The sequence below is a fragment of the Nocardiopsis prasina DSM 43845 genome, from assembly GCF_000341265.1.
Lineage (GTDB): Bacteria > Actinomycetota > Actinomycetes > Streptosporangiales > Streptosporangiaceae > Nocardiopsis > Nocardiopsis prasina.
The window spans coordinates 48,533-73,153 of sequence record NZ_ANAE01000192.1 but is presented as its reverse complement, the minus strand read 5'-3'; the positions used below and the strand labels follow the sequence as shown (position 1 = coordinate 73,153).

Annotated in this window: 21 protein-coding genes and 1 riboswitch; of the genes, 12 read left to right on the top strand and 9 right to left on the bottom strand. The window is 71.6% G+C overall.

Annotation, left to right across the window (positions count from 1 at the left end):
• Positions 1-35: 35 nt before the first annotated feature.
• The 6 genes from D452_RS0123355 to pyrR form a co-directional block, all read right to left on the bottom strand.
• Positions 36-935: a dihydroorotate dehydrogenase electron transfer subunit gene (locus D452_RS0123355; RefSeq protein ID WP_017546562.1), complete on the bottom strand. Its 900-nt coding sequence runs from the start codon at positions 933-935 to the stop codon at positions 36-38.
• 249 nt (positions 936-1,184) lie between these two features.
• Positions 1,185-4,493, bottom strand: a complete 3,309-nt coding sequence (carB, locus tag D452_RS0123350; protein ID WP_026129615.1) for a carbamoyl-phosphate synthase large subunit — start codon at positions 4,491-4,493, stop codon at positions 1,185-1,187.
• 15 nt (positions 4,494-4,508) lie between these two features.
• Complete coding sequence (carA, locus tag D452_RS0123345; protein ID WP_017546560.1) at positions 4,509-5,651, bottom strand: glutamine-hydrolyzing carbamoyl-phosphate synthase small subunit; 1,143 nt, start codon at positions 5,649-5,651, stop codon at positions 4,509-4,511.
• Positions 5,652-5,707: 56 nt separating this feature from the next.
• On the bottom strand, positions 5,708-7,009 hold the full coding sequence (locus D452_RS0123340; RefSeq protein WP_017546559.1) for a dihydroorotase: 1,302 nt from the start codon (positions 7,007-7,009) through the stop codon (positions 5,708-5,710).
• Between the two features lie 107 nt (positions 7,010-7,116).
• Positions 7,117-8,025: an aspartate carbamoyltransferase catalytic subunit gene (locus D452_RS0123335; protein WP_017546558.1), complete on the bottom strand. Its 909-nt coding sequence runs from the start codon at positions 8,023-8,025 to the stop codon at positions 7,117-7,119.
• Positions 8,025-8,699 (bottom strand): bifunctional pyr operon transcriptional regulator/uracil phosphoribosyltransferase PyrR, encoded by a 675-nt coding sequence (gene pyrR, locus D452_RS0123330; RefSeq protein ID WP_026129614.1) that lies wholly within the window; start codon positions 8,697-8,699, stop codon positions 8,025-8,027. The genes D452_RS0123335 and pyrR overlap by 1 nt, the downstream gene beginning before the upstream one ends.
• Before the next feature lie 500 nt (positions 8,700-9,199).
• Between pyrR and bldD the strand changes: the two genes are divergently transcribed.
• Both bldD and D452_RS29910 read left to right on the top strand, forming a co-directional pair.
• Positions 9,200-9,694, top strand: a complete 495-nt coding sequence (gene bldD, locus D452_RS0123325) for a transcriptional regulator BldD (RefSeq protein WP_013154123.1) — start codon at positions 9,200-9,202, stop codon at positions 9,692-9,694.
• Positions 9,695-10,007: 313 nt separating this feature from the next.
• On the top strand, positions 10,008-10,616 hold the full coding sequence (locus D452_RS29910) for a GNAT family N-acetyltransferase (protein ID WP_193374272.1): 609 nt from the start codon (positions 10,008-10,010) through the stop codon (positions 10,614-10,616).
• Here the strand turns inward: D452_RS29910 and metF are convergent.
• Positions 10,534-11,463, bottom strand: coding sequence for a methylenetetrahydrofolate reductase [NAD(P)H] (gene metF / locus D452_RS0123315; protein WP_026129613.1), 930 nt, complete (start codon positions 11,461-11,463; stop codon positions 10,534-10,536). The genes D452_RS29910 and metF overlap by 83 nt on opposite strands.
• Before the next feature lie 255 nt (positions 11,464-11,718).
• Here metF and D452_RS0123310 point away from each other — a divergent pair, with 255 nt between their 5' ends.
• The 4 genes from D452_RS0123310 to D452_RS0123295 all read left to right on the top strand — a co-directional run bounded on the left by D452_RS0123310 (position 11,719) and on the right by D452_RS0123295 (position 16,334).
• Positions 11,719-12,804, top strand: a complete 1,086-nt coding sequence (locus D452_RS0123310; RefSeq protein ID WP_017546554.1) for a polyprenyl synthetase family protein — start codon at positions 11,719-11,721, stop codon at positions 12,802-12,804.
• A 170-nt stretch (positions 12,805-12,974) separates the two neighbouring features.
• Positions 12,975-14,261, top strand: a complete 1,287-nt coding sequence (locus tag D452_RS0123305) for a DUF418 domain-containing protein (RefSeq protein WP_017546553.1) — start codon at positions 12,975-12,977, stop codon at positions 14,259-14,261.
• Positions 14,262-14,329: 68 nt separating this feature from the next.
• Positions 14,330-15,223 (top strand): SDR family oxidoreductase, encoded by an 894-nt coding sequence (locus D452_RS0123300; protein ID WP_026129612.1) that lies wholly within the window; start codon positions 14,330-14,332, stop codon positions 15,221-15,223.
• A 139-nt stretch (positions 15,224-15,362) separates the two neighbouring features.
• Positions 15,363-16,334, top strand: coding sequence for a zinc-binding dehydrogenase (locus D452_RS0123295; protein ID WP_026129611.1), 972 nt, complete (start codon positions 15,363-15,365; stop codon positions 16,332-16,334).
• A 408-nt stretch (positions 16,335-16,742) separates the two neighbouring features.
• Here the strand turns inward: D452_RS0123295 and thiE are convergent, their stop codons facing one another.
• Together thiE and D452_RS0123285 are read right to left on the bottom strand one after the other, a co-directional pair.
• Entirely contained in the window at positions 16,743-17,408 is a 666-nt protein-coding gene (gene thiE, locus D452_RS0123290) for a thiamine phosphate synthase (protein ID WP_017546550.1), read from the bottom strand.
• A gap of 67 nt (positions 17,409-17,475) precedes the next feature.
• On the bottom strand, positions 17,476-17,835 hold the full coding sequence (locus tag D452_RS0123285; RefSeq protein ID WP_026129616.1) for an Rv2175c family DNA-binding protein: 360 nt from the start codon (positions 17,833-17,835) through the stop codon (positions 17,476-17,478).
• 119 nt (positions 17,836-17,954) lie between these two features.
• Positions 17,955-18,065, top strand: a riboswitch (TPP riboswitch).
• Here D452_RS0123285 and thiO point away from each other — a divergent pair.
• The 6 genes from thiO to D452_RS0123255 all read left to right on the top strand — a co-directional run bounded on the left by thiO (position 18,064) and on the right by D452_RS0123255 (position 24,575).
• Entirely contained in the window at positions 18,064-19,269 is a 1,206-nt protein-coding gene (gene thiO, locus D452_RS0123280) for a glycine oxidase ThiO (protein ID WP_083927603.1), read from the top strand. Its footprint overlaps the riboswitch before it by 2 nt.
• A 2-nt stretch (positions 19,270-19,271) precedes the next feature.
• On the top strand, positions 19,272-19,484 hold the full coding sequence (thiS, locus tag D452_RS0123275) for a sulfur carrier protein ThiS (protein WP_017546547.1): 213 nt from the start codon (positions 19,272-19,274) through the stop codon (positions 19,482-19,484).
• Between the two features lie 3 nt (positions 19,485-19,487).
• The gene (locus tag D452_RS0123270) at positions 19,488-20,288 is read left to right on the top strand and encodes a thiazole synthase (protein ID WP_017546546.1); all 801 of its coding nucleotides are present in this window, start codon (positions 19,488-19,490) and stop codon (positions 20,286-20,288) included.
• Positions 20,289-20,664: 376 nt separating this feature from the next.
• Positions 20,665-22,644 (top strand): Stk1 family PASTA domain-containing Ser/Thr kinase, encoded by a 1,980-nt coding sequence (pknB, locus tag D452_RS0123265; RefSeq protein ID WP_026129609.1) that lies wholly within the window; start codon positions 20,665-20,667, stop codon positions 22,642-22,644.
• 87 nt (positions 22,645-22,731) lie between these two features.
• Entirely contained in the window at positions 22,732-23,397 is a 666-nt protein-coding gene (locus D452_RS0123260) for a response regulator (protein WP_017546544.1), read from the top strand.
• A gap of 152 nt (positions 23,398-23,549) precedes the next feature.
• Entirely contained in the window at positions 23,550-24,575 is a 1,026-nt protein-coding gene (locus D452_RS0123255; RefSeq protein ID WP_017546543.1) for a 6-phosphofructokinase, read from the top strand.
• The last annotated feature ends 46 nt before the right edge of the window (positions 24,576-24,621 follow it).

The following is a 24,621-nucleotide window of genomic DNA, read 5'->3' as shown; positions in this document are numbered from 1 at the left end:
CGGCACCGCGCCGGGCCTCTCGTGGCTCTGGTGTGTCAGGCGATGTCGCGGGCCGACTCCGCCGCGCGGGCCGCGCTGGACCCCTTCCACCCCGGGGCGCCCAGAGCGTCGAAGGGGATGGACCCGACGTCGTCGAAGCGCACCTGCTCGCCCCGGAACACCGGGCCGTCCACGCAGGAGCGCACCATCCGTGTGATGCCGTCCTCGCCCACCACCGGGATCACGCAGGTCATGCAGATCCCGATCCCGCACGCCATGGTCTCCTCGACCGCGACCTGCACCGGGACGCCGTGGCTGCCCGCCACCTGGGTGACGGCCCTGAGCATCGGCATGGGGCCGCAGGCGTAGACCGCGTCCGAGCGGGCCTCCTCGATCACGCGGCCCAGGACGTCGGTGACCCTCCCACGCGTGCCGAAGGAGCCGTCGTCGGTGGTGAAGGCGGCCGTCTCGGCGATGCGGCGGGCGGTGATGGCGCTGAACACGCGGTCCGCGGAGGCGGCGCCGAGCACGAAGTCCACCCGGCAGCCGCGCCTGCGCAGGGACTGCGCGAGCGGGAACAGCGGCGCGCTCCCGGACCCGCCGCCCACGAGGACGCAGTTGACGGGGTCCCGGGGCAGGGGGAAGGGCCGCCCGAGCGGGCCGACCACGTCGAGCAGGTCGCGTGATCTTCGTTCCGCGAGCCAGGCGGTCCCCGTACCGCGCACCGCGAACAGGAACTCGACGGTCCCGCCGTAGTCGGGCTTGACGTCGTGGATCGCGAAGGGACGGCGCAGCAGCGTGCTGGAGTGGTCCCCGCCGACCGCCACCGAGACGAACTGCCCGGAACGGAACCGTTCGGCTATGCCCGGTGCGACGACGGTGATGGCGTAGTAGGCGTCCACCCTGCGCACGTTCAGCACGGGGCACCTGGTCTGCACCGGTCCGTTGTCGCTCATGTCTGGTGGTGGCCTCTCTGGAACTGGCTTCACTGTCCGGGTGCCGCGCGATCGCGCGGCACCCGGACAGTGCCTGCTGTGGGCCTCCGCTCCGCTTCAGCCCGTGTCCTGGGTACCCGGACAGCCAGGGATGCGGGTTGAGGCGGGCACAGCATCCTCGCCCACGCCTGGCTCGTTCCTCACCGACGGCTCGACTCGTCCGCACTGTGCTGCGGGAGATCGGCCCGGCGGTACCCGGACTGCTACAGCCTAGGAGTTCCGGCGGCTCTCCGTGAGCGACTGGGAGTGCTCCTGGAGGGAGCGCACTCCGAGGTCGCCGCGAACGCGGGCCTCGATCGCTTGTACGGCGGCGGCCAGACCCTGCACGGTGGTGACGCTGGGCACCGCGCGGGCGATGGCCGCGGTCCGGATCTCGTACCCGTCCAGACGGGGGCCGGACTGGCCCGCGCTACCGAACGGGGTGTTGACGATCAGGTCCACGCCGCCGTCGTGGATGAGCTGCACGATCGTGGGTTCGCCGTTGGGTCCGGTGCCCGCGCTGTGCTTGCGCACCACGGTGGCGTGGACGCCGTTGCGGCGCAGCACCACGGCGGTCCCCTCGGTGGCCAGGATCTCGAAGCCGAGGTCGGCCAGGCGCTTGACCGGGAAGATCATCGAGCGCTTGTCCCGGTTGGCGACCGACACGAACACCTTGCCTCGGGTGGGCACGTCGCCGTTGACCGCGAGCTGGGACTTGGCGTAGGCCGGGCCGAACCCGGTGTCCAGGCCCATGACCTCACCGGTGGAGCGCATCTCGGGGCCGAGGATGGTGTCGACGCCCTCGCCCTCCTTGTTGATGAACCGGTTGAAGGGCAGCACGGCCTCCTTCACCGACACCGGGGCGTCGGCGGGCAGGTCGCCGCCGTCGCCCTTGGCGGGCAGCATGCCCTCGGCGCGCAGGTCCGCGATGCTGCTCCCGGCCATGACGCGCGCGGCGGCCTTGGCCAGCGGCACGGCCGTGGCCTTGGAGACGAACGGGACCGTGCGGGAGGCGCGCGGGTTGGCCTCCAGGACGTTGAGGACGCCGGAGGCCAGCGCGTACTGGACGTTGAGCAGGCCCCGGACCCCGGTGCCACGCGCGATGGCCTCGGTGGAGTAGCGGATGCGCTCGATGTCCTCGCTGCCCAGGGTGATGGAGGGCAGGGTGCACGCCGAGTCGCCGGAGTGGATGCCGGCCTCCTCGATGTGCTCCATGACGCCGCCCAGGTACAGGTCCTTGCCGTCGTAGAGGGCGTCCACGTCGATCTCGATGGCGTCGTCGAGGAAGCGGTCGATCAGGACCGGGTGCTCGGGGCTGACCTCGGCGTTGCGCTCGATGTAGTCGGCGAGCATCAGCTCGCTGTAGACGATCTCCATGCCCCGGCCGCCCAGCACGTAGGACGGGCGGACCATGACCGGGTAGCCGATCTCGTCAGCGGCGGCCTTGGCCTCCTCGAACGAGTAGGCGGTGCCGTACTTCGGCGCGGGCAGCCCGGCGTCGGCCAGGACCTTGCCGAACTCGCCCCGGTCCTCGGCGAGGTCGATGGCCTCGGGGCTGGTGCCGATGATGGGCACGCCGGCGTCCTTGAGGCGGCGGGCCAGGCCGAGCGGGGTCTGGCCGCCCAGCTGGACGATGACGCCGACGACCGGTCCGGCGGCCTGTTCGGCGCGCACGACCTCCAGGACGTCCTCCAGGGTGAGCGGCTCGAAGTAGAGCCGGTCGCTGGTGTCGTAGTCCGTGGAGACGGTCTCGGGGTTGCAGTTGACCATGACGGTCTCGAACCCGGCCTCGGAGAGGGCGAAGGAGGCGTGGACGCAGGAGTAGTCGAACTCCACGCCCTGGCCGATCCGGTTGGGTCCCGAGCCCAGGATGATGATCTTGGGCCGGTCTCCGGTGGGGACCTCGGTCTCCTCGTCGTAGCTGGAGTACAGGTACGGCGTCTCCGCCTTGAACTCGGCCGCGCAGGTGTCCACGGTCAGGTAGACGGGGTGGATGCCCAGGGCGTGGCGGAGTTCGCGGACGACGTCCTCGGGCCTGCCGGTGATCTCGCCGATCTGGACGTCGGAGAAGCCGAGGCCCTTGACCTCCCGGAGCAGGGCGGCGTCGAGCTTGGGCGCGCTGGCCAGGGCCCGGGCCGTCTCCTCCAGGCGCAGCATCTGGTCCAGGAACCACGGGTCGATCTTCGTGGCCTCGTGCAGCTCCTCGACGGTCGCACCGGCGCGGAGGGCCTGCTGGACCTGGCGGAGGCGGTGCTCGGTGGGCTGGGCGGAGCGGCGCAGGAGCTCGTCCTTGTCGCCGGGGTCCCCGGCCCAGGTCAGGCCGACACCGGCCTTCTCCAGGGAGCGCATGGCCTTCTGGAGCGCCTCGGGGAAGGACCGGCCGATGGCCATGGCCTCGCCCACCGACTTCATGGTGGTGGTGAGGGTCGGGTCGGCGCCGGGGAACTTCTCGAAGGCGAAACGCGGGACCTTGACGACCACGTAGTCGAGCGTGGGCTCGAAGCTGGCCGGGGTCTCCTTGGTGATGTCGTTGGGGATCTCGTCCAGCGTGTAGCCGACGGCGAGCTTGGCTGCGATCTTGGCGATCGGGAAGCCGGTGGCCTTGGAGGCCAGGGCCGAGGAGCGGGACACGCGGGGGTTCATCTCGATGACGATGACCCGGCCGGTGGTGGGGTGGACGGCGAACTGGATGTTGCAGCCGCCGGTGTCCACGCCGACCTCACGGATGACCGCGATGCCGATGTCGCGCAGCTTCTGGTACTCGCGGTCGGTGAGGGTCATGGCCGGGGCCACGGTGATGGAGTCACCGGTGTGCACGCCCATGGGGTCGAGGTTCTCGATGGAGCACACGACCACGACGTTGTCGTTGGTGTCGCGCATCAGCTCCAGCTCGTACTCCTTCCAGCCGAGGATGGACTCCTCCAGGAGCACCTCGGTGGTCGGGGAGAGCGCCAGGCCCTGACCCGCGATGCGGCGGAGCTCGTTCTCGTCGTGGGCGAAGCCGGAGCCGGCGCCGCCCATGGTGAAGGACGGGCGCACGACGACCGGGTAGTCGAGCTCCTCGGCCGCGTCCAGGCACTCCTGGAGGTCGTGGCAGATGCGCGAGCGGGCGGACTCGCCGCCGATGCGCTCGACGATCCCCTTGAAGACCTCGCGGTCCTCGCCGGACTGGATGGCGTCGATGTTGGCGCCGATCAGTTCGACGTCGTACTTGGCCAGGATCCCTGCCTCGTGCAGGTTGACGGCGGCGTTGAGCGCGGTCTGCCCGCCCAGGGTGGGCAGGAGCGCGTCGGGGCGCTCCTTGGCGATGATCTTCTCGATCATCTCGGGGGTGATCGGCTCGACGTACGTGGCGTCGGCGATCTCCGGGTCGGTCATGATCGTGGCCGGGTTGGAGTTGACCAGGATGACCCGCAGGCCCTCGGCCCGCAGGACACGGCAGGCCTGGGTGCCCGAGTAGTCGAACTCGGCCGCCTGCCCGATCACGATCGGGCCGGAGCCGATCACGAGGACGGATGAAAGATCACTACGGCGCGGCATGCTCTGTTCCTCTTACTACTTGGCAGCCGGTGCGGGCTGGGCGGACATCAGGTCGACGAACTCGTCGAAGAGCTCGGCCGCGTCGTGGGGGCCGGCGGCGGCCTCCGGGTGGAACTGGACGCTGAACACGGGTCGGTCCAGCAGCCGCAGGCCCTCGACGACCTGGTCGTTGAGGCCGATGTGGCTGACCTCGGCCCGGCCGTAGGGGGTGTCGAAGGGGGCGTCGAGCGGGGCGTCCACGGCGAAGCCGTGGTTCTGGCTGGTGATCGCCACCTTCTTGGTGCGGGTGTCGATGACCGGCTGGTTGACGCCCCGGTGGCCGAAGGGCAGCTTGTAGGTGCCCAGACCCAGGGAGCGGCCCAGGATCTGGTTGCCGAAGCAGATGCCGAAGAGCGGCTTCCCGGCGTCCAGGACCCCGCGCATGGCGTCGACCGAGCGGTCGGCGGTGGCCGGGTCGCCTGGGCCGTTGCTGAAGAAGACGCCGTCCGGGTCCAGCGCGAGGATGTCCTCGGCGGTGGCGGTGGCGGGCAGGACGGTGACCCTGCACCCGCGCTCGGCCAGCCGCTGCGGCGTCATGGCCTTGATGCCGAGGTCGACGGCCGCCACGTGGAAGCGGGTCTCGACACCCTGGGGCGGCAGGATCTCGTAGGCGGCGTCGGTGCTGACCTCGGCGGCGAGGTCGGAACCGGCCATGCGGGGCTGCTCCAGGATGCGGGCGAGCAGCGCCTTGGGGTCGGTCTCCACGCTGCTGACCGCCGCGCGCATGGCGCCACGGTCGCGCAGGTGGCGGGTGAGGGCCCGGGTCCCGGTCAGCGCGATGCCGACCACTCCCTGGCGGCGCAGCTCCTCGTCGAGGGTGCGCTGGGCGCGCCAGTTGGAGGGGATGCGCGCGGGCTCGCGGACGACATAGCCCGCCACCCAGATCCGGCCGGACTCGGGGTCGTCGTCGTTGACCCCGGTGTTGCCGATGTGCGGGGCGGTCATCGCCACGATCTGTCGGTGGTACGAGGGGTCGGTGAGGGTCTCCTGGTAGCCGGTCATCCCGGTGTTGAAGACGGCCTCCCCGAAGGTCTCGCCGGTGGCGCCGAAGGAGCGGCCGTGGAACACACGACCGTCCTCAAGCACCAGGATCGCCGGACCGCCGGTCTCCTCGGACACGTTTTCCCCCTCTGCCGCACCAGGCGTGGCCTGGGCGTTCACTGCGTTCGGTGTGCTCAATTGATCTTCCCCTCCAGGACGGTGGGCGCGCCGCGCAGGAAGGTGGCGCGGACCCGACCGGGCAGGGTCATGCCCCGGAAGGGGGTGTTGTCGCTCTTGGACGCCATGGCCGCGCCGTCGACGCCGACCGGCGCCGCGGGGTCGTACAGGACGACGTTGGCGGGCTCCCCCGCGGCCAGTTCACGGCCGTGTCCGCTGACCCGTCCGATGCGGGCGGGTGCGGTGGACATGCGGTCGGCGACCTCGGCCCAGGTGAGCAGGCCCGTGTCGACCATGGTGCGCTGCACGACGGCCAACGCGGTCTCCAGCCCGACCATTCCCATGGCGGCGTTGGACCACTCGGTCTCCTTGGCCTCCGCGGGGTGGGGGGCGTGGTCGGTGGCGACGATGTCGATCGTGCCGTCCGCCAGTCCCTCGCGCAGCGCCTGGACGTCCTCGGCGGTGCGCAGGGGCGGGTTGACCTTGTAGATCGGGTCGTAGCCCTCCACCAGCTCGTCGGTGAGGAGCAGGTGGTGGGGGGTGACCTCGGCGGTGACGTCGCAGCCCCGCGCCTTGGCCCAGCGGATGATGTCGACCGAGCCCTTGGTGGAGACGTGGCACACGTGCAGGCGCGAGCCGACGTGCTGGGCGAGCAGGCAGTCGCGGGCGATGATCGCCTCCTCGGCGACCGCGGGCCAGCCGGGCAGGCCGAGGCGGTCGGAGACGCAGCCCTCGTTCATCTGGGCGCCCTCGGTCAGGCGCGGTTCCTGGGCGTGTTGGGCGATGACGCCGTCGAACGCCTTGACGTACTCCAGGGCGCGCCGCATCAGCAGGGCGTCGGAGACGCAGATGCCGTCGTCGGAGAAGACCCGGACCTGGGCGGCGGAGTCGGCCATGGCGCCGATCTCGGAGAGCTGCTGACCGGCGAGGCCGACGGTGACGGCGCCGACGGGGCGCACGTCGCAGTAACCGGCCTCGCGGCCCAGGCGCCAGACCTGCTCGACCACGCCGGCGGTGTCGGCGACGGGGTCGGTGTTGGCCATGGCGTGCACGGAGGTGTAGCCGCCCATCGCGGCCGAGCGGGAACCCGAGGCCACCGTCTCGGCGTCCTCTCGGCCGGGTTCGCGCAGGTGGGTGTGGAGGTCCACGAGTCCGGGCAGGGCGACCAGACCGGTGGCGTCCATGACCAGGGCGCCCTCGGGGGCCTCCAGGTCCGGGCCGATCGCGGCGATCCGGCCGTCGACGAACAACAGGTCGACGGGGTCACCGCCGAGCGGGCGGGCGCCCCTGATCAGGTACGGTCCGGTGTTTTCGGGCATGAGGGTGTCGGCTTTCTCGTGTTTCGTGAGGTTTTTGGGCGGCCTGGGCGGGGCCTCGAACAGCGCGGCTCGCTCTGGCGGCTCTCGCGTGTTCGGGGCCGGTGCTCCTAGGAGCCGCCGAGCAGCAGGTAGAGCACGGCCATGCGCAGGCTGACACCGTTGGCGACCTGCTCGGTGACGGTGCAGCGCGGGGAGTCGGCGACCTCGGCGGAGATCTCCATGCCGCGGACCATCGGTCCGGGGTGCATGACGATCGCGTCGGAGGGCATCCGGCCCAGGCGCTCGCCGTCGAGGCCGTAGTTGCGGCTGTACTCGCGGACGGAGGGGAAGAACGAGTCGCGCATGCGCTCGGCCTGGACCCTCAGCATCATGACCACGTCGGACTTGGGCAGGACCTCGTCGAGGTCGTAGGAGACCTCGCACGGCCAGGTGTGCACCGAGACCGGCAGCAGGGTGGGCGGCGCGACCAGGGTGACGTGCGCGCCCAGGGTGGTGAGCAGCAGCACGTTGGAGCGGGCGACCCGGCTGTGCAGGATGTCGCCGACCACGGCCACGCGCAGGCCGTCGAGGCGGCCCAGGCGGTCACGCATGGTGTAGGCGTCCAGCAGGGCCTGGGTGGGGTGTTCGTGGGTGCCGTCGCCCGCGTTGAGGACGGAGCCGTCCACCCAGTGGGCCAGGCGGTGGGCGGCGCCGGAGGCGCTGTGCCGGATGACCACGGCGTCGGCGCCCATGGCCTGGAGGGTGAGCGCGGTGTCCTTGAGGCTCTCGCCCTTGGAGACGCTGGAGCCCTTGGCCGAGAAGTTGATGACGTCGGCGGACAGGCGCTTGGCGGCCAGTTCGAAGGAGGTCCGGGTGCGGGTGGAGTCCTCGTAGAAGAGGTTGACCACGGTGCGCCCGCGAAGGGTGGGCAGCTTCTTGACGGAGCGGTCCCCGACCTGCGCCAGTTCGGCGGCGGTGTCCAGGATGAGCGTGGCCTCGTCGCGGCTGAGGTCGCCGGTGGAGAGCAGGTGGCGCATCAGGCGTCCCCTTCCTTGGTGTCGGCCGTGGTCGCGACCGCGCCCGAGCGCGGCTTCGAGGGACCGAGGAGGACGGCGTCCTGGCCGTCGGTCTCGGACAGCAGGACCGTGACGCTCTCGCGCAGGGAGGTGGGCAGGTTCTTGCCCACGTAGTCCGCGCGGATGGGGAGTTCGCGGTGGCCCCGGTCGACGAGGACGGCGAGCTGGACCGCGCGGGGGCGGCCGAGGTCGCCGAGGGCGTCGAGGGCGGCGCGGACGGTGCGGCCGGAGAAGAGGACGTCGTCGACGAGGACGACCACGCGGTCGTCGAGGCCGCCCGCGGGGATCGCGGTCCGGCCCAGGGCGCGGGCCGGGGCCAGGTGCAGGTCGTCGCGGTACATCGTGATGTCGAGCGAACCGTGGGGGACGCTGAGGTCCTCGACCCGCTCGATGCGGCGGGCCAGGCGCTCGGCGAGCGGTACGCCCCGCGAGGGGATGCCCAGGAGGGTGACGTGCTCGCCGCCCTTGGTGCGTTCGAGCACCTCGTGGGCGATGCGGGTCAGGGCCCGGTTGATCTCGTTGCCGTCGAGGACGGCTCTGGTGCCTTCGGGTACGTCGGGGGTTTCCGGTACCTCGGGTGAGGGCGCGGGGACACCAGTACCCGTTTCACCCCTGGTTGGTTTTCGCGCACGCAAAGTAGTGACCCCTTCCCTGCCTCACAGAACAGGTCGTTAAAGGATGTCGATCGGGGCCACGCTACCAGCGCGGACGGTGAGGCCCTCGGGCGCGTTCCACGCTCCGAGACCGTCGATGTGATGCTGATCACAAAGACCGTCGATGATTGCCCATCTAAGAGTATCCGTATCATGACACTCCGGATTTGCACACCATTCGGATGAAACGCGAAATTCCCTGCAGGAGCAGGCTTTCCGCCCTCCGTGCGCACCCCACTCGCCCCCACTTCTCCCAAAATGAGAGGCGTCTCACCTACGCACGGTTTGGCTACTGATTAGTCGCGTTTCACACCAACAGCTTGACCTGGACACCAGCCCCCCTCTACCGTCACTGTCTGTAACCACTACCGGGTGGGGTTGCACCCCGTGACCATCCGCTGGACCGCTCAGGCGGCCCGCCGAGTACGAGCGGACGTCTCCCCACTCACGCCAGCCACCGTACGGCCGGGAGCGACAAGAAAATGCCATCCGAATACGCCAAGTCCCTCGGTGCGCGACTGCGTGCCATCCGCACCCAGCAGGGCCTGTCCCTTCACGGGGTGGAGGAGAAGTCCCACGGACGCTGGAAGGCCGTCGTGGTGGGCTCCTACGAGCGCGGTGACCGTGCCGTCACCGTGCAGAAGCTGGCCGAACTGGCCGACTTCTACGGGGTGCCGATGTCGGAGCTGCTGCCCGGCGGCGCCGCCCCCACGCCCCTGGGGCCCACACCCAAGCTGGTCATCGATCTGGAGCGCATGCAGCAGCTCCCACAGGAGAAGGCGGGCCCGCTCTCCCGCTACGTCGCCACCATCCAGAGCCAGCGGGGCGACTACAACGGGCGGGTGCTGTCCATCCGCCAGGAGGACCTGCGCTCACTCGCGGTCATCTACGACAAGTCGCCCGGCGACCTGACCGAGGAACTCATCAACTGGGGTGTCCTCGACCCCGAGGCGCGTCGCGCAGTCGACGCCTTCTAGGAATCTCCGGCTCCGGGGGGAACCCCCGGAACGGGAGAAGGCCGGGTGCCCCCTTGGGGAACACCCGGCCTTCAGTGTGTCCGGACACGGGGAGCGCACACGGCGCCCCCGGTGTGAACGCGCGCGGCCGGGCAGGGGCTTCCCCTCCCCGACCCGGCCGCGCCGCGCCCCGTCGGACGAACCGGCGGAGCCAGTCGAACTCGTGTTCGACACAGCACAGTTAACACTGCCCCCTGGGGACTCGTCAAGGGAGCGGCGCGCACGACACCGCCAGGACCAGCGGCGACCGGTCGACACGCCCTAGTGTGGGGGCGTGGCAGCCCGCACCGAGTTACGCGTACTCGCTCCCCCCGCCTTCACGCACGCCGTGCCCGCCCTGCTGGAGATCTACGAGGCGGCCATGCGCCCGCCGCCCGACCAGCTCCCCGGACGGGCCGCCGTGATGGTGTCCCATGCCGGTTACCCCGGGTTCGGTTCCGTCGTGGCCATGGACGGCGAGCGGCCCCTCGGCTTCGCCTACGCCTTCCACGGCCACGAGGGGCAGTGGTGGCACGACGTCGTCACCGAGGGGCTGCGACTGCACGGGCGCTCGCGGCACGCGCGCCGGTACCTGGCGGACCCGCTGGAGATCGCCGAGGTCCACGTCCTCCCGGACGCGCAGAACCGGGGACTGGGCCGTTCCCTCCTGCACGCACTGTGCGCGGGGAGGCCGGAGCGCACCGCCGTGCTGTCCACCCGTACGGGACCCACCGCGGCGCGCCACCTCTACCGCTCGTGCGGGTTCGTCGAGGTGCTGGAGTCCTTCTCGTTCCCCGGCTCCCCCGACCAGCCCTTCTCGATCATGGCCGCTCGGCTGCCGCTCCTCGGACCCGGTGCCCGGCGACCTCGCGGTAGATCTCCCTGGTGGCCGTGGACTGGTTGAACGTGATGAAGTGGATGCCCGGGGCTCCTTCGGAGAGCAGCCTCTCGCACATGCGTTGGGCGTGCTCGATCCCGAAGGCGCGCACCGCCTCCTCGTCGTCACCGAACCGCTGGAAGCGCTCGGCCAGCGCGGGCGGGAACGGGGCCCCGGAGAGCTTCTCCGAGCGCGGGATGGAGGCGAGCTTCACCACGGGGAAGACCTCGGGGATGATCGGCACCTCACAGCCGCGCGCGGCCACCCGGTCGCGCAGGCGCAGGTAGTCCTCCGCGTCGAAGAACATCTGGGTGATGGCGTAGTCGGCCCCGGCCTCGCACTTGCGCACGAAGTGGTCGGTGTCGACCTCCACGTCGGCCGAGCGGGGGTGCTTGTAGGGGAAGGCCGCCACTCCGACGCAGAAGTCGCCGCTCTCCTTGAGGAGCCGGACCAGCTCCTCGGCGTAGGTGAGCCCGTCGGGGTGCTGGACCCAGGCGCCGTCGGGGTCGCCGGGCGGGTCTCCGCGTACGGCCAGCATGTTGGACACGCCCGCGTCGGCCAGGCGGCCGATGAGGTGGCGGAGCTCGGCGACGGAGTGGTCCACCAGGGTCATGTGCGCGACCGGCATCAGGGTGGTGTCGGTGGCGATGCGCTCGGTGGTCTCCACCGTGAGGTCGCGGGTGCCGCCTCCGGCGCCGTAGGTGACGGAGACGAAGGAGGGGCCGAGTGCCTCGATCTCGCGGATCGCGCGCCAGAGTCGTTCCTGGGCCCTGGCGTTGCGGGGCGGGAAGAACTCGAAGGAGAACATCGGCTCGCCCGAGTCGAGGAGGTCGCGGATATGACGCGGCCTGGAAGCCGGGGTTCGGGGCGCCACGGGGCGGGTCGGTGCAGCCAACATGACTTCAACCTTAGGCGAGACCCCCTCGCAAGCGGACGCTGTGTCCCACTTGCTGAGACAAAAAGTGGAACGCGACTCCATTTCTCACGATGCGAGACAACAATTGTCACATTAGACAACACTGTCTCTCATTTTGGCCAAAGTAGGTCTCACTCAACCCGTTCGCCGGGACCCGCCCCATTACACCGATCCGGGGCATCCTCGCGCGGACCAGCCGCTAATGTGCAGGGTATGGCCGTCTCCACAACTTCCTCAGCCACCTCAGCCGTGTCCGTCATCCGCTCCGACGTGGACCGCGAACTCTCCTCCTTCTGCGCCTCGCACCGCGAACGGCTGCTGGAGATCGGGGAGGAACTGGCCCCGGCCATGGACTCCCTGGAGGTGATGGTCTCCGCGGGCAAGCGCCTGCGTCCCACCTTCGCCTACTGGGGATGGCGCGGCGCGGGCGGCGCCCCCGGTGACGAGCGCATGGTGCGGGCCGCGGCCTCCCTGGAGTTCCTCCAGGCCTGTGCCCTGGTCCACGACGACGTGATCGACAACAGCGACACGCGGCGCGGGCGGCCGGCCACGCACAAGCGCATGGCCGGGCTGCACGCCGACCACGGCTGGAACGGTGACAGCGACGGGTTCGGCGAGGGCGCCGCGATCCTCATCGGCGACCTCTGCCTGGCCTGGTCGGACGAGATGTACCAGGGCAGCGGGTTCTCACCGGACACGCTCCAGGCCGGGAGGCCCCCCTTCGACGCGATGCGCACGGAGGTGATGGCCGGTCAGTACCTGGACACCCTGGAGCAGGTGCGGGGCACCGCCACCCGCGACGCCGCCCTGCGCGTGATGCGTTACAAGTCGGCGAAGTACACGGTGGAGCGGCCGCTGCACCTGGGCGCCGCCCTGGCCGGGCGCCACGAGGAGCTGTCCGGCGTCTACACCGACTACGGCATCCCCCTGGGCATCGCCTTCCAGCTGCGCGACGACGTGCTCGGGGTCTTCGGCGACCCGGGAACCACGGGCAAGCCCGCCGGTGACGACCTGCGCGAGGGCAAGCGCACCCTGGTCGTCGCCGAGACCCTGGCCCGGTCCGGCGCGGCCGACGCCGAGCGCTTCCGGAGCCTGCTGGGCGCGCCCGACCTCGCCGTGGAGGCGGTGGAGTGGATGTGCGCCCTGATCGAGTCCTCGGGGGCGCTGGCCGCCTGCGAGTCGATGGTCACCGAGTACGCGGACCAGGCGCTGGCCGCCTTGGAGAGCCCCGAGCTGGAGGCGTCCGCCCGCGGCCCGCTGGGCGACCTGGTGGTGGCGGCCACGCGACGCTCGCACTGATCCGCCTCGGGTGGGTCGGACCGCCCCGCCCCGGCGCCCACCCCCGAAGCCCCTAGGGGTCGACCCTGGCGTCTTCGGGGGTTTTCTCATACCTGATACCTGTTGCGGCTTATGTCCAACCCCCGGTTGAATCGAGACTCACGATACATCTCGACACCGGAGTCCTCCCCATGTCCAGACAGACCCCCGTGCTCGGTCCGACCGGTGCCACGGACCGGGCGCTGGCGCCCGATCTCGCGCGCGGCTTCATGCTGTTGTTCATCGCCCTGGCCAACACCGTCTGGTACCTGTGGGCGGCCCCGAGCGACGGCCCGACCATGCATCCCGCACCCGAGGGCGGCCTGGACTCCGTCGCCCAGTTCTTCACGATCATGGCCGTGGACATGCGCAGCTACCCGATGTTCGCGTTCCTGTTCGGCTACGGGATGATGCAGCTGGCCCGTCGCCAGGAGGCGGCCGGCGCCGACGTGAGGAGCGTCAACGCCCTGCTGCGCCGCCGCAACCTGTGGCTGGTCGTCTTCGGCTTCGTCCACGCCCTGCTGTTGTGGATGGGTGACATCCTGGGCGCCTACGGCGTGGCCGGGCTCGTCCTGGGCTGGTTGTTCTTCCGGCGCAAGGACGTGACCCTGATCGTGTGGGGCGCCGTGCTGACCGCGCTGATGACGTTGGGCAGCGCGCTCAGCCTGCTGGCCCTGCCGTTCGTCAGCGAGTCCGACGGCGGCGCGGGCGGCTTCGACATCAGCGAGATGGCCGGCAACATCGGTGACCCGTCCATCGCCTCCGCCGCTGTGGACCGGGTGGCGAACTGGCCTCTGGTCAGCGTCGGCCAGGGCCTGCTGGGTCTGGTCGTGCCCACCGCGATCCTGCTCGGCTTCTGGGCCGCGCGCCGCCGGTTCCTGGAGGAGCCCGGTCAGAACCTGCGGACCCTGCGCCGGGTGGCTGTCGTCGGCATCGCCGTCGGCTGGATCGGCGGCCTTCCCGAGGCCCTGAACCAGGTCGGCGTCTGGGACCTGAACGCCGACCAGGGCCTCATGCTCTCCTTCCCGCACATGCTGACCGGACTCTTCGGCGGCCTGGGGTACGTCGCGCTGATCGCCCTGGTCGCTCACCGCCTCCAGGAGCGGGGCCGGACCGGCGGGGTCGTGGTGACCGCCCTGACCGCCACCGGCAGGCGCTCCCTCAGCGCCTACCTGGCGCAGTCCGTCCTGTGCGCGCCGGTCCTGGCCGCGTGGGGCCTGGGCCTGGCCGCCTACCTGACGTCGTGGACGATGTTCCTGTACGCGGTCGCGGTGTGGCTGGTCACGGTGGCGGGCGCCTACGCCATGGAGCGCGCCGGTCGTCGCGGTCCGGCCGAGGTGCTGCTGCGCAAGCTGTCCTACCGGCGTTCGACGAAGGCGGCCGCGGAGCCCTCCGGACCGCCCCGGGCGGACGAGCACCAAGAGCGCACCAGCGCCTGACCGGGGGGCGCAAAAAGGGGCGTGCCGGTCAGCGACCGGTGGACACTCGTACCCCAGGATGGGTTTTCATGGGCGACGATCACATGACAAACCACACCATAGGGGTGACCGGGGCCACCGGTGCGCTGGGCGGGCGTGTGGCCGCCCGGATCGCGCGGCTCGGACTGGCTCAGCGCCTCATCGTGCGCGACATCAACCGGGCCCCGGAGTACCCGGAGAGCAGCGCGGCGATGGCGGTCTACGAGGACACCGCCGCCTTCGAGAAGGCCTGCCGTGGCGTGGACACGCTCTTCCTGGTCTCGGCGACGGAGTCCGAGAACCGGGTGGAGGCCCATCTGAGCGCCGTGGACGGGGCGGTCCGCGCCGGTGTGTCGCGGATCGTGTACCTGTCGTTCCTGGGCGCGGGCCCGGCGTCCACGTTCACGTTCGCCCGCACGCACTTCTACACGGAGGCGCACATCCGGTCGACGGGTGTGTCCCACACGTTCCTGAGACCCAGCCTGTACCTGGACCTGCTGCCCCGTTGGGTGGACGAGGAGGGCGTGGTGCGCGGCCCGGCCGGCGAGGGCCGGGTCGCGTGGGTCTCGCGCGACGACGTGGCGGACGTGGCCGCGGCCGTGCTGACCGATCCGGTGGTGGTGGCGGCCTCGGCGGAGAGGACACACGACGTGACCGGGCCGGAGTCGCTGTCAGTGGGCGCCACCGTGGAGAAGCTGGGCCGGTTGACCGGACGCAGTGTGCGGTACGTGCCCGAGACCTGGGAGGAGGCCCTGGAGTCACGCCGTCCGAGCGGGGCCGCGGAGTGGCAGATCGAGGGCTGGGCCTCCTCGTACGCGGCGATCGCCGCCGGGGAGCTCGACGTGGTCTCGCCCGTCGTGCCGGACCTGACCGGGCACCCGGCGCAGTCCATCGAGGGGTTCCTGCGCCGCCATCCGAGCGCCCTCGCCCACGTCGGGGGCTGACCGGCCCCTCCCCCGCCACCGCCGTGCCCCGGGCGCGGCGGTTTCCCCTTGTCCGGAGAGGCGGCCCTTGACCTCAACATTCATTGAGGTACCAGTCTTGGCTCCGGGGACACTCCCCCGTGGAAGGAGAGTGGTGGAGATGCGCGCGGTACGAGTGGACGAGTTCGGTGGGCCTGAGGTCCTGGTGACGCGGGAGTTGCCCGACCCCGAACCCGGCCCCGGCGAGGTGCTGGTCGAGGTCGGGGCGGCCAACGTGATCTACCTCGACACCCTGATCCGCAGCGGCGCCGCACAGGGCCACTTCCCCCAGGCCCCGCCCTATGTACCCGGGGGCAGCGTGGTGGGCCGGGTCGCCTCGGTCGGCCCCGGCGCCGACCCCGCCTGGACCGGCGCGCCGGTCCTCACCCGCACGGACGACGGCGGGTACGCCGACCGCGTGACGGTCCCGGCCGAGGGGCTGCTCCGGGTGCCCGAGGAGCTGCGCCCCCTCGATGCCCTGGCCCTCATGGTCGACGGTGCGACCGCGATGATGCTGGAGCGGGCCGCCCGCTTCACTCCGGACACCTGGGTCCTGGTCCTGGCCGCCACCGGTGGCGCGGGCAGCCTGGTCGTGCAGCTCGCCGGGCTCGCGGGGGCCAGAGTGGTCGGCGCGGCCCGGGGCGCGGAGAAGCTGGAGCTGGCCCGGTCCCTCGGAGCGGAGGAGGTCGTGGACTACTCGCGGCCGGACTGGCTGGACCGGGTACGCCGGATCACCGGCGGCGCCGGGGCCTCCGTGGTGGTCGACGGGGCCGGCGGCGAGCTAGGATCGGCCTCCTTCGGGGCGGTGGCCGACGGCGGCCGGTTCCTCAGCTACGGCACGGCCGGAGGCTCGTTCGCCGAGGTGGACACGGCCGAGGCCGAGCGGCGCGGGATCACCGCCCTGGGCCTGAACGAGATGCGGGCGCGGCCGGGAACGGACCGGAGCGACCTCACGCGGCTCGCACTGGAGGAGGCGCGGGCCGGACACCTGCGGCCGCACGTGGGGCTGATCCTGCCGCTGGAGCGGGCCGCCGAGGCGCACGCCGCTCTGGAGGGGCGCCGTGTCCTGGGGAAGGTGCTCCTGGTCCCCTGAGTCGTGCTGACCGGATCACTAGTCCCACCCGCCGCCCGCCGCCAACCTCGACGGACGCCTGCGGCGCGGTGTCCTCGCGTCACCAACAGGATGGGGCTGTGCGCCGATGAAGCTCGGACAGCCACCCGGTCGGGTCACACCGTGCGCCACCGCGGAGCCCACGTGGCAGCGCACAGCAGAAGAGACGGCCACTCACATCGGCCCTTCTTCTGGATCGATCCGCCCCGACGTCGCCCACCACCGCCCCTACGAACTCCTACGGCGCTGGCGGCCAGGCCGCCGTCGGCGAAGGCACCCGAGAACCACGCTCTGGACCCGTGCGGTCGCCGTACTCGAAGACGCCCCTGGGAGGGGCGGGCATGGAGCGGCCCCGGTCCCGTGCGGGATCCCGGGGCCGTCGGAGTTCATTCAGGCGAGTCGAGCGGTGAGCTTGGCCCTGAGCGCGCTGGCCGCGGCTCGCGGGTCCTCGGCCTCGGTGACGGCGCGCACCACGACCACGCGGGTGGCTCCGGCGTCCAGCACCCGGTCCACGTTCTCCAGGTCGATGCCGCCGATCGCGAACCAGGGCCGGTCGGTGCCCAGCGCGGCCGCGCGTTCCACCAGTTCGAGCCCGGCCGCCGGGCGTCCCGGCTTGGTCGGGGTCGCCCAGGTCGGGCCCACGCAGAAGTAGTCGCTCCCGGGTTCCTCCGCCGATCGCGCGGCGGCCTCGGGGTCGTTGTTGGAACGGCCGACCAGGGGGTCGGCGCCGATGACGTCGCGGGCCAGGGGCACCGGCAGGTCGCGCTGGCCCAGGTGCAGGACGTCGGCGCGCACCGCGCGGGCGATGTCGGCGCGGTCGTTCACGGCGAGCAGGGCTCCGTGGCGTTCGCACGCCTCCCTCAGGACCTCCAGGGCGGCCAGTTCCTCGCGCGCCTCCAGCCCCTTGTCCCGGAGCTGGATGATGTCCACGCCCCCGGACAGGGCGGCGTCCGCGAACTCCGCGAGATCACCGCTCTCGGTCCGGGCGTCGGTGCACAGGTACAGAAGGGATGCGTCCAGGCGCTCGCGCAGGCTGGTTCCGTGGCTCGTCCTCACGCGCCCCACCATAACCAACGGCCCGGGGGACGTCACCGCGGTGGTGCGTCCCCGGGCCGTGGACGGCTCAGAAGGCCATGCCCTGCGCCCGGCGTCGGACCTCGGTGCCCCGGTTCTCGCGCATGGCCTGGATCGGTGTGCCCGGCAGGGTGTCGTCCGGGGTGAACAGCCAACGCAGGGCCTCCCCGGTGGAGAATCCGGCGTCGGTCAGCAGCACGATGGTGCCCGGCAGGCCCTTGACCAGGTCCTGACCGTCCAGGAAGGCGGCGGGGATGGAGAGCTCCCCACCGCGCACCACGCCCATCAGGCGGTTCTCGCGGATGAGGGTCTTGATGCGGTTGGGGCTCACGCCCAGCGGGGCGGCCGCCTCACGCAGGGTCAGCCATTCGCCGACGAGTTCGTCGAGTTCACGATCGCTTTGTGTCACCTCACCAATCTGCCACACCCGACCGGGCCTCGGAGACCATCGCGCCGCCTGAGGACACCCTGCCTGGGAGATCCCCGCCACGGCCGGTCCGGACGCGTTGTCCTAGGATGGGGCCCAGAGACATGTCCCGCGGGAGCCGGGTGGACCCGGCTGAGAGGGAGGCTCGCGGCCTCCGACCGCACGAACCTGATCCGGGTCATACCGGCGAAGGGAGTGGAACACGGCGCCGTGCGCACCAACGACGTTCCCCCACAGAAGACGATTCATCCCACCAATACCGTGGTCGTGATCGGCGGCGGGGTCGTCGGCCGGGTCACCGCCTGGCGGGCCGCCCAGCGCGGTCTCGCCGTCACCCTGGTCGAACCCGACCCCGTCACCGAACCCTCCACCGCGCGCGCCTCCTCGACCGTCGCCGCGGGCATGCTCACCCCCGCCACGGAGGCGGCCTTCGGTGAGGAGGAGCTGATGGAGCTCGGGGTGCGCTCCGCGCGCCTGTACGACGGCTTCGTCGCCGAACTGGAGGAGGCCAGCGGGGTCGACGTCGGCCACCGCCGTACCGGCACCCTCCTGGTGGCCTTCGACCGCGACGACCTGGCCGTCCTCACCGACCTGCACGCCCTCCAGGAACGCCTGGGCATCCCCACCCGACGGCTGACCAGCCGCGAGTGCCGCCGACTCGAACCGACGCTCGCGCCCGGCGTGCGCGGCGGGGTGCTGGCCCCCGAGGACCACTCCGTGAACCCGCGCGCCCTGCTCCTGGCCCTGGCCCGGGCCGGGGGACGTGCGGGCGTGCGCGAGTTCTCCGGGTACGCGGAGGAGGTCACCTCCCCGGGCCCCGACCGGTCGCGACTGGGCGTGCGCCTGGCCGACGGCACCGCTCTGCCCGCCGACCAGGTGGTGCTGGCCGCCGGGTGCTGGGGCGAGAGGGTCCGGGTGCCCGAACCCGTGGTGCCGCCGCTGCGCCCGGTCAAGGGACAGCTGCTGCGCGCCCGGGTGCCCTCCGGGGAACCGCCGCTGGTCACCCGTACCGTGCGCGGCCTGGTGCGCGGGTTCCCCGTCTACCTGGTCCCGCGCGCGGACGGCGAGGTGATCGTCGGCGCCACCCAGGAGGAACTGGGCCACGACACCTCCCTGACGGTGGGCGGGCTCTGGCAGGTCCTGCGGGACGCGCGCGAACTCGTCCCGGGGGTGAGCGAGCTGGAGGTCGTCGAGACCTGTGTGGGACTGCGGCCGGGCTCGCCCGACAACGAACCCCTCCTGGGCCCGACCCGGGTCCCGGGACTTCACCTGGCCGCCGGTCACTTCCGACACGGGGTCCTGCTGGCCCCTGTGACGGGGGAGGTCATGGCCGAGGCCCTCACCACCGGCGCGCTGCCCCCGTACGCGCGTCGGTTCGCAGCCAGCAGATGGACGCGTGAGCAGACGTGGGAGTAGCAGTGGAACTGATCATCAACGGACAGGCCCAGGAGAGCGCGGCGACCACCGTGGACGGGGTCGTGCGCGCACTCACCGACGCCGGGGACGGCGCCGTTCCCGGGGGGATCGCCGTCGCGGTCAACGACGAGGTGGTACGCCGCACCGCCTGGACGGACACCGCGCTCTCCGCGGGCGACCGCGTGGACGTCCTCACCGCCGTACAGGGAGGCTGAACCATGACACAGACGCACGAGTCCGTGACCGTCGCGGAACGCGCCCTGGAGGACCCGCTCGTCATCGCGGGGGTCTCCTTCGGCTCCCGCCTCATCACCGGCACCGGCGGGGCACCCTCCCTGGAGGTTCTGGAGGAGGCGCTCCTGGCGTCGGGGACCGAACTCACCACCGTGGCGATGCGCCGGATCAGTCCGGGCACCCAGGGGTCGGTGTGGGACGTCCTGGACCGCAACGGCATCCGTCCGCTGCCCAACACCGCCGGGTGCTTCACCGCCGTGGACGCCGTGCGCACGGCGAGGCTCGGCCGCGAGGCGCTGGGCACCGACTGGGTGAAGCTGGAGGTGGTCGCCGACGAGCACACCCTCCTGCCCGACCCGGTGGAGCTCCTGGACGCCGCGGAGGCGCTGGTCGACGACGGTTTCACCGTGCTGCCCTACACCAACGACGACCCGGTGCTGGCGCGCCGTCTGGAGCAGCTGGGCTGCGCCGCCGTGATGCCGCTCGCCGCGCCGATCGGTTCCGGCCTGGGCATCCGCAACCCGCACAACCTGGAGCTGATCGTCGAGCAGGCCGACGTCCCGGTGATCGTGGACGCGGGCATCGGCACGGCCAGTGACGCCGCGCTGGCGATGGAACTGGGCTGTGACGCGGTGTTGTTGGCCACGGCCGTGACCCGCGCCCAGGAGCCGGTGCGGATGGCCACGGCGATGCGCGACGCCGTGCGCGCCGGACGCGGCGCCCGGCTGGCCGGGCGCATCCCGGTCCGCCGCCACGCCAGGGCGTCCAGCCCCGACGTGGTCTGAGCACCTCGGGAGGGACACCCCGCGGTGGGGGCCGGGAGTCCGGGGGCGGGGCCGCCGCCTGCACCGACACACGCGTCGGAACGTTGGGTCACGACACGCAAACACACCGTGACCACCGGGTTTGGAGCCGTCCCCTACCGTGGGAGGGGTGTGCGTGCCGCGCGACGGCACCGCACCCACAGACCGCCCAGGCGCGAACGCCCCGAACCGACTCCGGTCGGCTCCACGACGGTGGACACGAGGGCCGCCGCGACCGTGAACCGCGGGGCAAACCTGACACCGGCTTCCGCTATCGTGTCGGATCGACACCAGGTGTCGGGTACGCGCCACCGGCAGCGAACGCCCGCGCTCCCCGCAGCAAGGACACAATCCCGCCGTGGACATGACGACTTCCGACCCGCTTGTAGGCGCGACGCTGGACCGTCGCTACTTCGTCGAGTCAAGGATCGCCGGTGGCGGCATGGCGACGGTCTACGTCGCCCACGACCTGAGGCTGGACCGACGGCTGGCACTCAAGGTCATGCACCCCTCCCTGGCCCAGGACCCGACCTTCGTCCAGCGCTTCATCAACGAGGCCCACTCGGTCGCCAAGCTCTCGCACCCCAACGTCGTGCAGGTCTTCGACCAGGGTGAGGACCAGGGGCACGTCTTCCTGGCCATGGAGTACGTCCCGGGCCAGACCCTGCGCGACCTCCTTAAGGAGCACGGGCGACTGGCCCCGAAGCAGGCCCTGAACTTCATGGCCTCGGTGCTGGCCGCGCTCGGCGCCGCCCACCAGGCCGGCATGGTGCACCGCGACGTCAAGCCTGAGAACGTCCTCATCAGCAAGGACGGCCGGGTCAAGGTGGCCGACTTCGGTCTGGCCCGCGCGGTGGAGCAGTCCAACCAGGGGCTGACCCGCACCGGCACGCTCATGGGCACCGCCGCCTACCTGGCGCCCGAGCAGATCGAGAAGGGCACGGCCGACGCGCGCAGCGACGTCTACGCGGCCGGCATCATGCTCTACGAACTGCTCACCGGCGGCCAGCCGCACACCGGTGAGACGCCGATCGCGATCGCCTACCAGCACGTGACCGAGGACGTCCCGCGCCCCTCGCACTTCCTGCCGAACCTGCCGCCCGAGGTCGACGGCCTGGTCACCAAGGCCACCGAGCGCGACCCCCGGTACCGTCCGAGCAACGCGGGCCAGTACCTGGCCAAGGTCCTGGAGGTCCTGCGCACCCTGCCGGACACCGTCTCGGGCTCGGCCGCGCCGTTGGCCCCCGTGGCACCGCAGGCCAACTCGGCCGCCACCATGACCGCGCCCCAGCTGATCGCGGGCGGCGCGGGTCCGGGCACCGAGAACGCCACCATGGTCGTGGACATGAACGGCGCCGACCTGGGTCGGGACGACTACGACGACGACGGTTACGACGACTACCCCGCGAGGGGCGGGTCGTGGTTCTCGCGCAACCGCCTCCTGGTGGTCGGGGCGCTCGTGACGGCCCTGGTCGTGGGGGTGGCGGGCTGGTGGTTCCTGCTCGGCCGCTACGAGTCCGTCCCCGACGTGATCGGGCTGTCCCCCGAGGCCGCCAGCGAGCAGATCCGCGCCGCCGGACTGGTGGTCGATCTCTCCGACGACACGGTGTACAGCGACGACGCGGCGGCCGGTGAGGTCGGCGACACCGACCCGGAGGTGGACGACCGCCTCTCCCCCGGTGACACGGTGACGGTGTTCCTGTCCAAGGGCCCGCAGAACGTGTCCATGCCCGACCTCGTGGGTGACGACGTCGCCAACGCGCTCAAGGCGATGGAGGACCTCGGCTTCGACGACGAGAGCGTTGTCCAAGAGGAGCAGGACTCCCCGGACAACGCCCCCGGCGAGGTGCTGGCCACCAGTCCCGAGGCCGGGGAGGACGCGGACCGGGAGGGGACGGTGACCATCACCGTCAGCAGCGGGATCCCCGTTCCGAGCCTGGCCGGGGAGAAGCGCGAGGACGCCGAGAAGACCCTCAGCGACCTCGGTCTGACGGCCGAGATCGTGGAGGAGGAGAGCGAGAGCATCGACGAGGGTCTGGTGATCAGCCAGTCCCCCGACACCGGCACCAACGTCGGCCCCGGGGCCAGCGTGACGCTGACCGTCTCCAGCGGCCCGCCCGAGGTCGACATCCCGGACGTGGTCGGCGACTCCGTCCGCGACGCCCGCAAGGAGCTGGAGGAGGCCGGGTTCGAGGTCGAGGTCGAGCGGATCTTCGGCGGCCGCGTGGTGGCGCACCAGTCGCACACCGGCACCGCTCCCGAGGGCACCAAGATCCAGCTCACCGCCACCCCCGGCGGGATCGACCTGGGCGACCTCGACGAGGACGACGACGACTGACCCGGTGCCCGTGCCCCGCACGGACCGGAGCGACCGCCGCCCCCTTCCCCTGTCCGGGAAGGGGGCGGCAGTACTAGGGTCGGCCGCATGAGCGGTGACGAGATCCGGGTGATGGTCGTGGACGACCACCCCATGTGGCGTGACGCGGTGGCGCGGGACCTTGCCGAGGCCGGGCTCCGGGTGGTGGGGACGGCGGGCGACGGCGCCAAGGCCCTGCGGATCGCCCCGGCGGTCCGGCCCACCCTCGCAGTGGTGGACCTGCACCTGCCCGACACCAACGGGGTGGAGCTGACCGCGGCGCTGGTGGCGCTGCCCGAGCCCCCACGGGTGCTGGTGCTGTCGGCCAGCGGCGAGAGCGACGACGTGCTCGCGGCGGTCAAGGCGGGTGCCACCGGCTACCTCGTGAAGTCGGCCGGGCGCGAGGAGCTCCTCGACGCCGTCCGCCGGGTGCACACCGGCGAGGCGGTCTACACACCGGGGCTGGCCGGACTGGTGCTCGGCGAGTACCGGCGGTTGTCGGCCGAGGACGACAGCTCCGCCGACAGCCGGGAGCGGGCACCCGAGCTGACGCCCCGGGAGACCGAGGTGCTGCGGCTGGTGGCCAAGGGACTGGCCTACAAGCAGATCGCCCGCCGCCTCACCATCTCCCACCGCACGGTCCAGAACCATGTCCAGAACACCCTGACCAAGCTGCACCTGCACAACCGGGTGGAGCTGGTGCGCTACGCCATCGACCGGGGCCTGGACGAATGACCCCGTGACGCCTCCCCCCGACGGCGGCCGTAACGCGGGGTTTCGGATGGCGTTCTCCAGGCGGGGTTGGCCCGGACTCCCCCCGCCCACTATGGTCTAGACCATAGGGCGCCCAGCGCCCGGAACACCCACCAACGTCGAGGAGAAGTCGTATGCGAGTCGGGGTGCTGACCGGCGGTGGAGACTGCCCTGGTCTGAACGCGGTCATCCGCGCCGTGGTCCGTAAGGGCATCAAGGACTACGGATACGAGTTCGTCGGCTTCCGGGACGGCTGGCGCGGCCCCCTGGAGGGCGACACCATGCCCCTGGACGTCTCCGCGGTGCGCGGCATCCTCCCCCGGGGCGGCACGATCCTGGGCTCCTCCCGCACCAACCTCATGAAGATCGAGGGCGGCGTCGAGCGGGTCAAGGACAACATGGCCGGGCTCGGCGTGGACGCGCTGGTGGCCATCGGCGGCGAGGACACCCTGGGTGTCGCCCGCCAGCTGCACGACCGCGGCGTCAACGTGGTGGGCGTGCCCAAGACCATCGACAACGACCTCAACGCCACGGACTACACGTTCGGGTTCGACACGGCGGTCAACATCGCCATGGAGGCGATCGACCGCCTGCACACCACGGCGGAGTCGCACCACCGCGCCCTGGTCGTGGAGGTCATGGGCCGCCACGCCGGATGGATCGCCCTGCACTCGGGCATGGCCGCGGGCGCCAACGTCATCCTCATCCCCGAGCGACCCTTCGACATGGACGTGGTCGTCAAGCACGTCGAGAGCCGTTTCGAGACCCAGTACGCGCCCATCATCGTGGTCGCCGAGGGCGCCCACGCCAAGGAGGGGCAGCTGGAGCTGGCCACCGGCGAGACGGACGCCTTCGGCCACGTGCGCCTGGGCGGGATCGGCCAGACGCTCGCCGAGGAGATCGAGCGGCGCACCGGCAAGGAGGCCCGTTCGGTCGTGCTGGGCCACGTCCAGCGCGGCGGCACCCCCACCGCCTTCGACCGGGTGCTCGCCACCCGCCTGGGCGTGAACGCCATCGAGGCCGTGCACGACAAGTCCTTCGGCAAGATGGTCGGCCTCCAGGGCACCGACATCGTGCGGGTCGACCTGGCCGAGGCCACCGACACCCTCAAGACCGTGCCCGCGGAGCGCTACGAGGAGGCCGAGGTCTTCTTCGGCTAGGGCGCGACCGTGGCGTGTGCCGGGCCCCTCCCACGTCAGGGAGGGG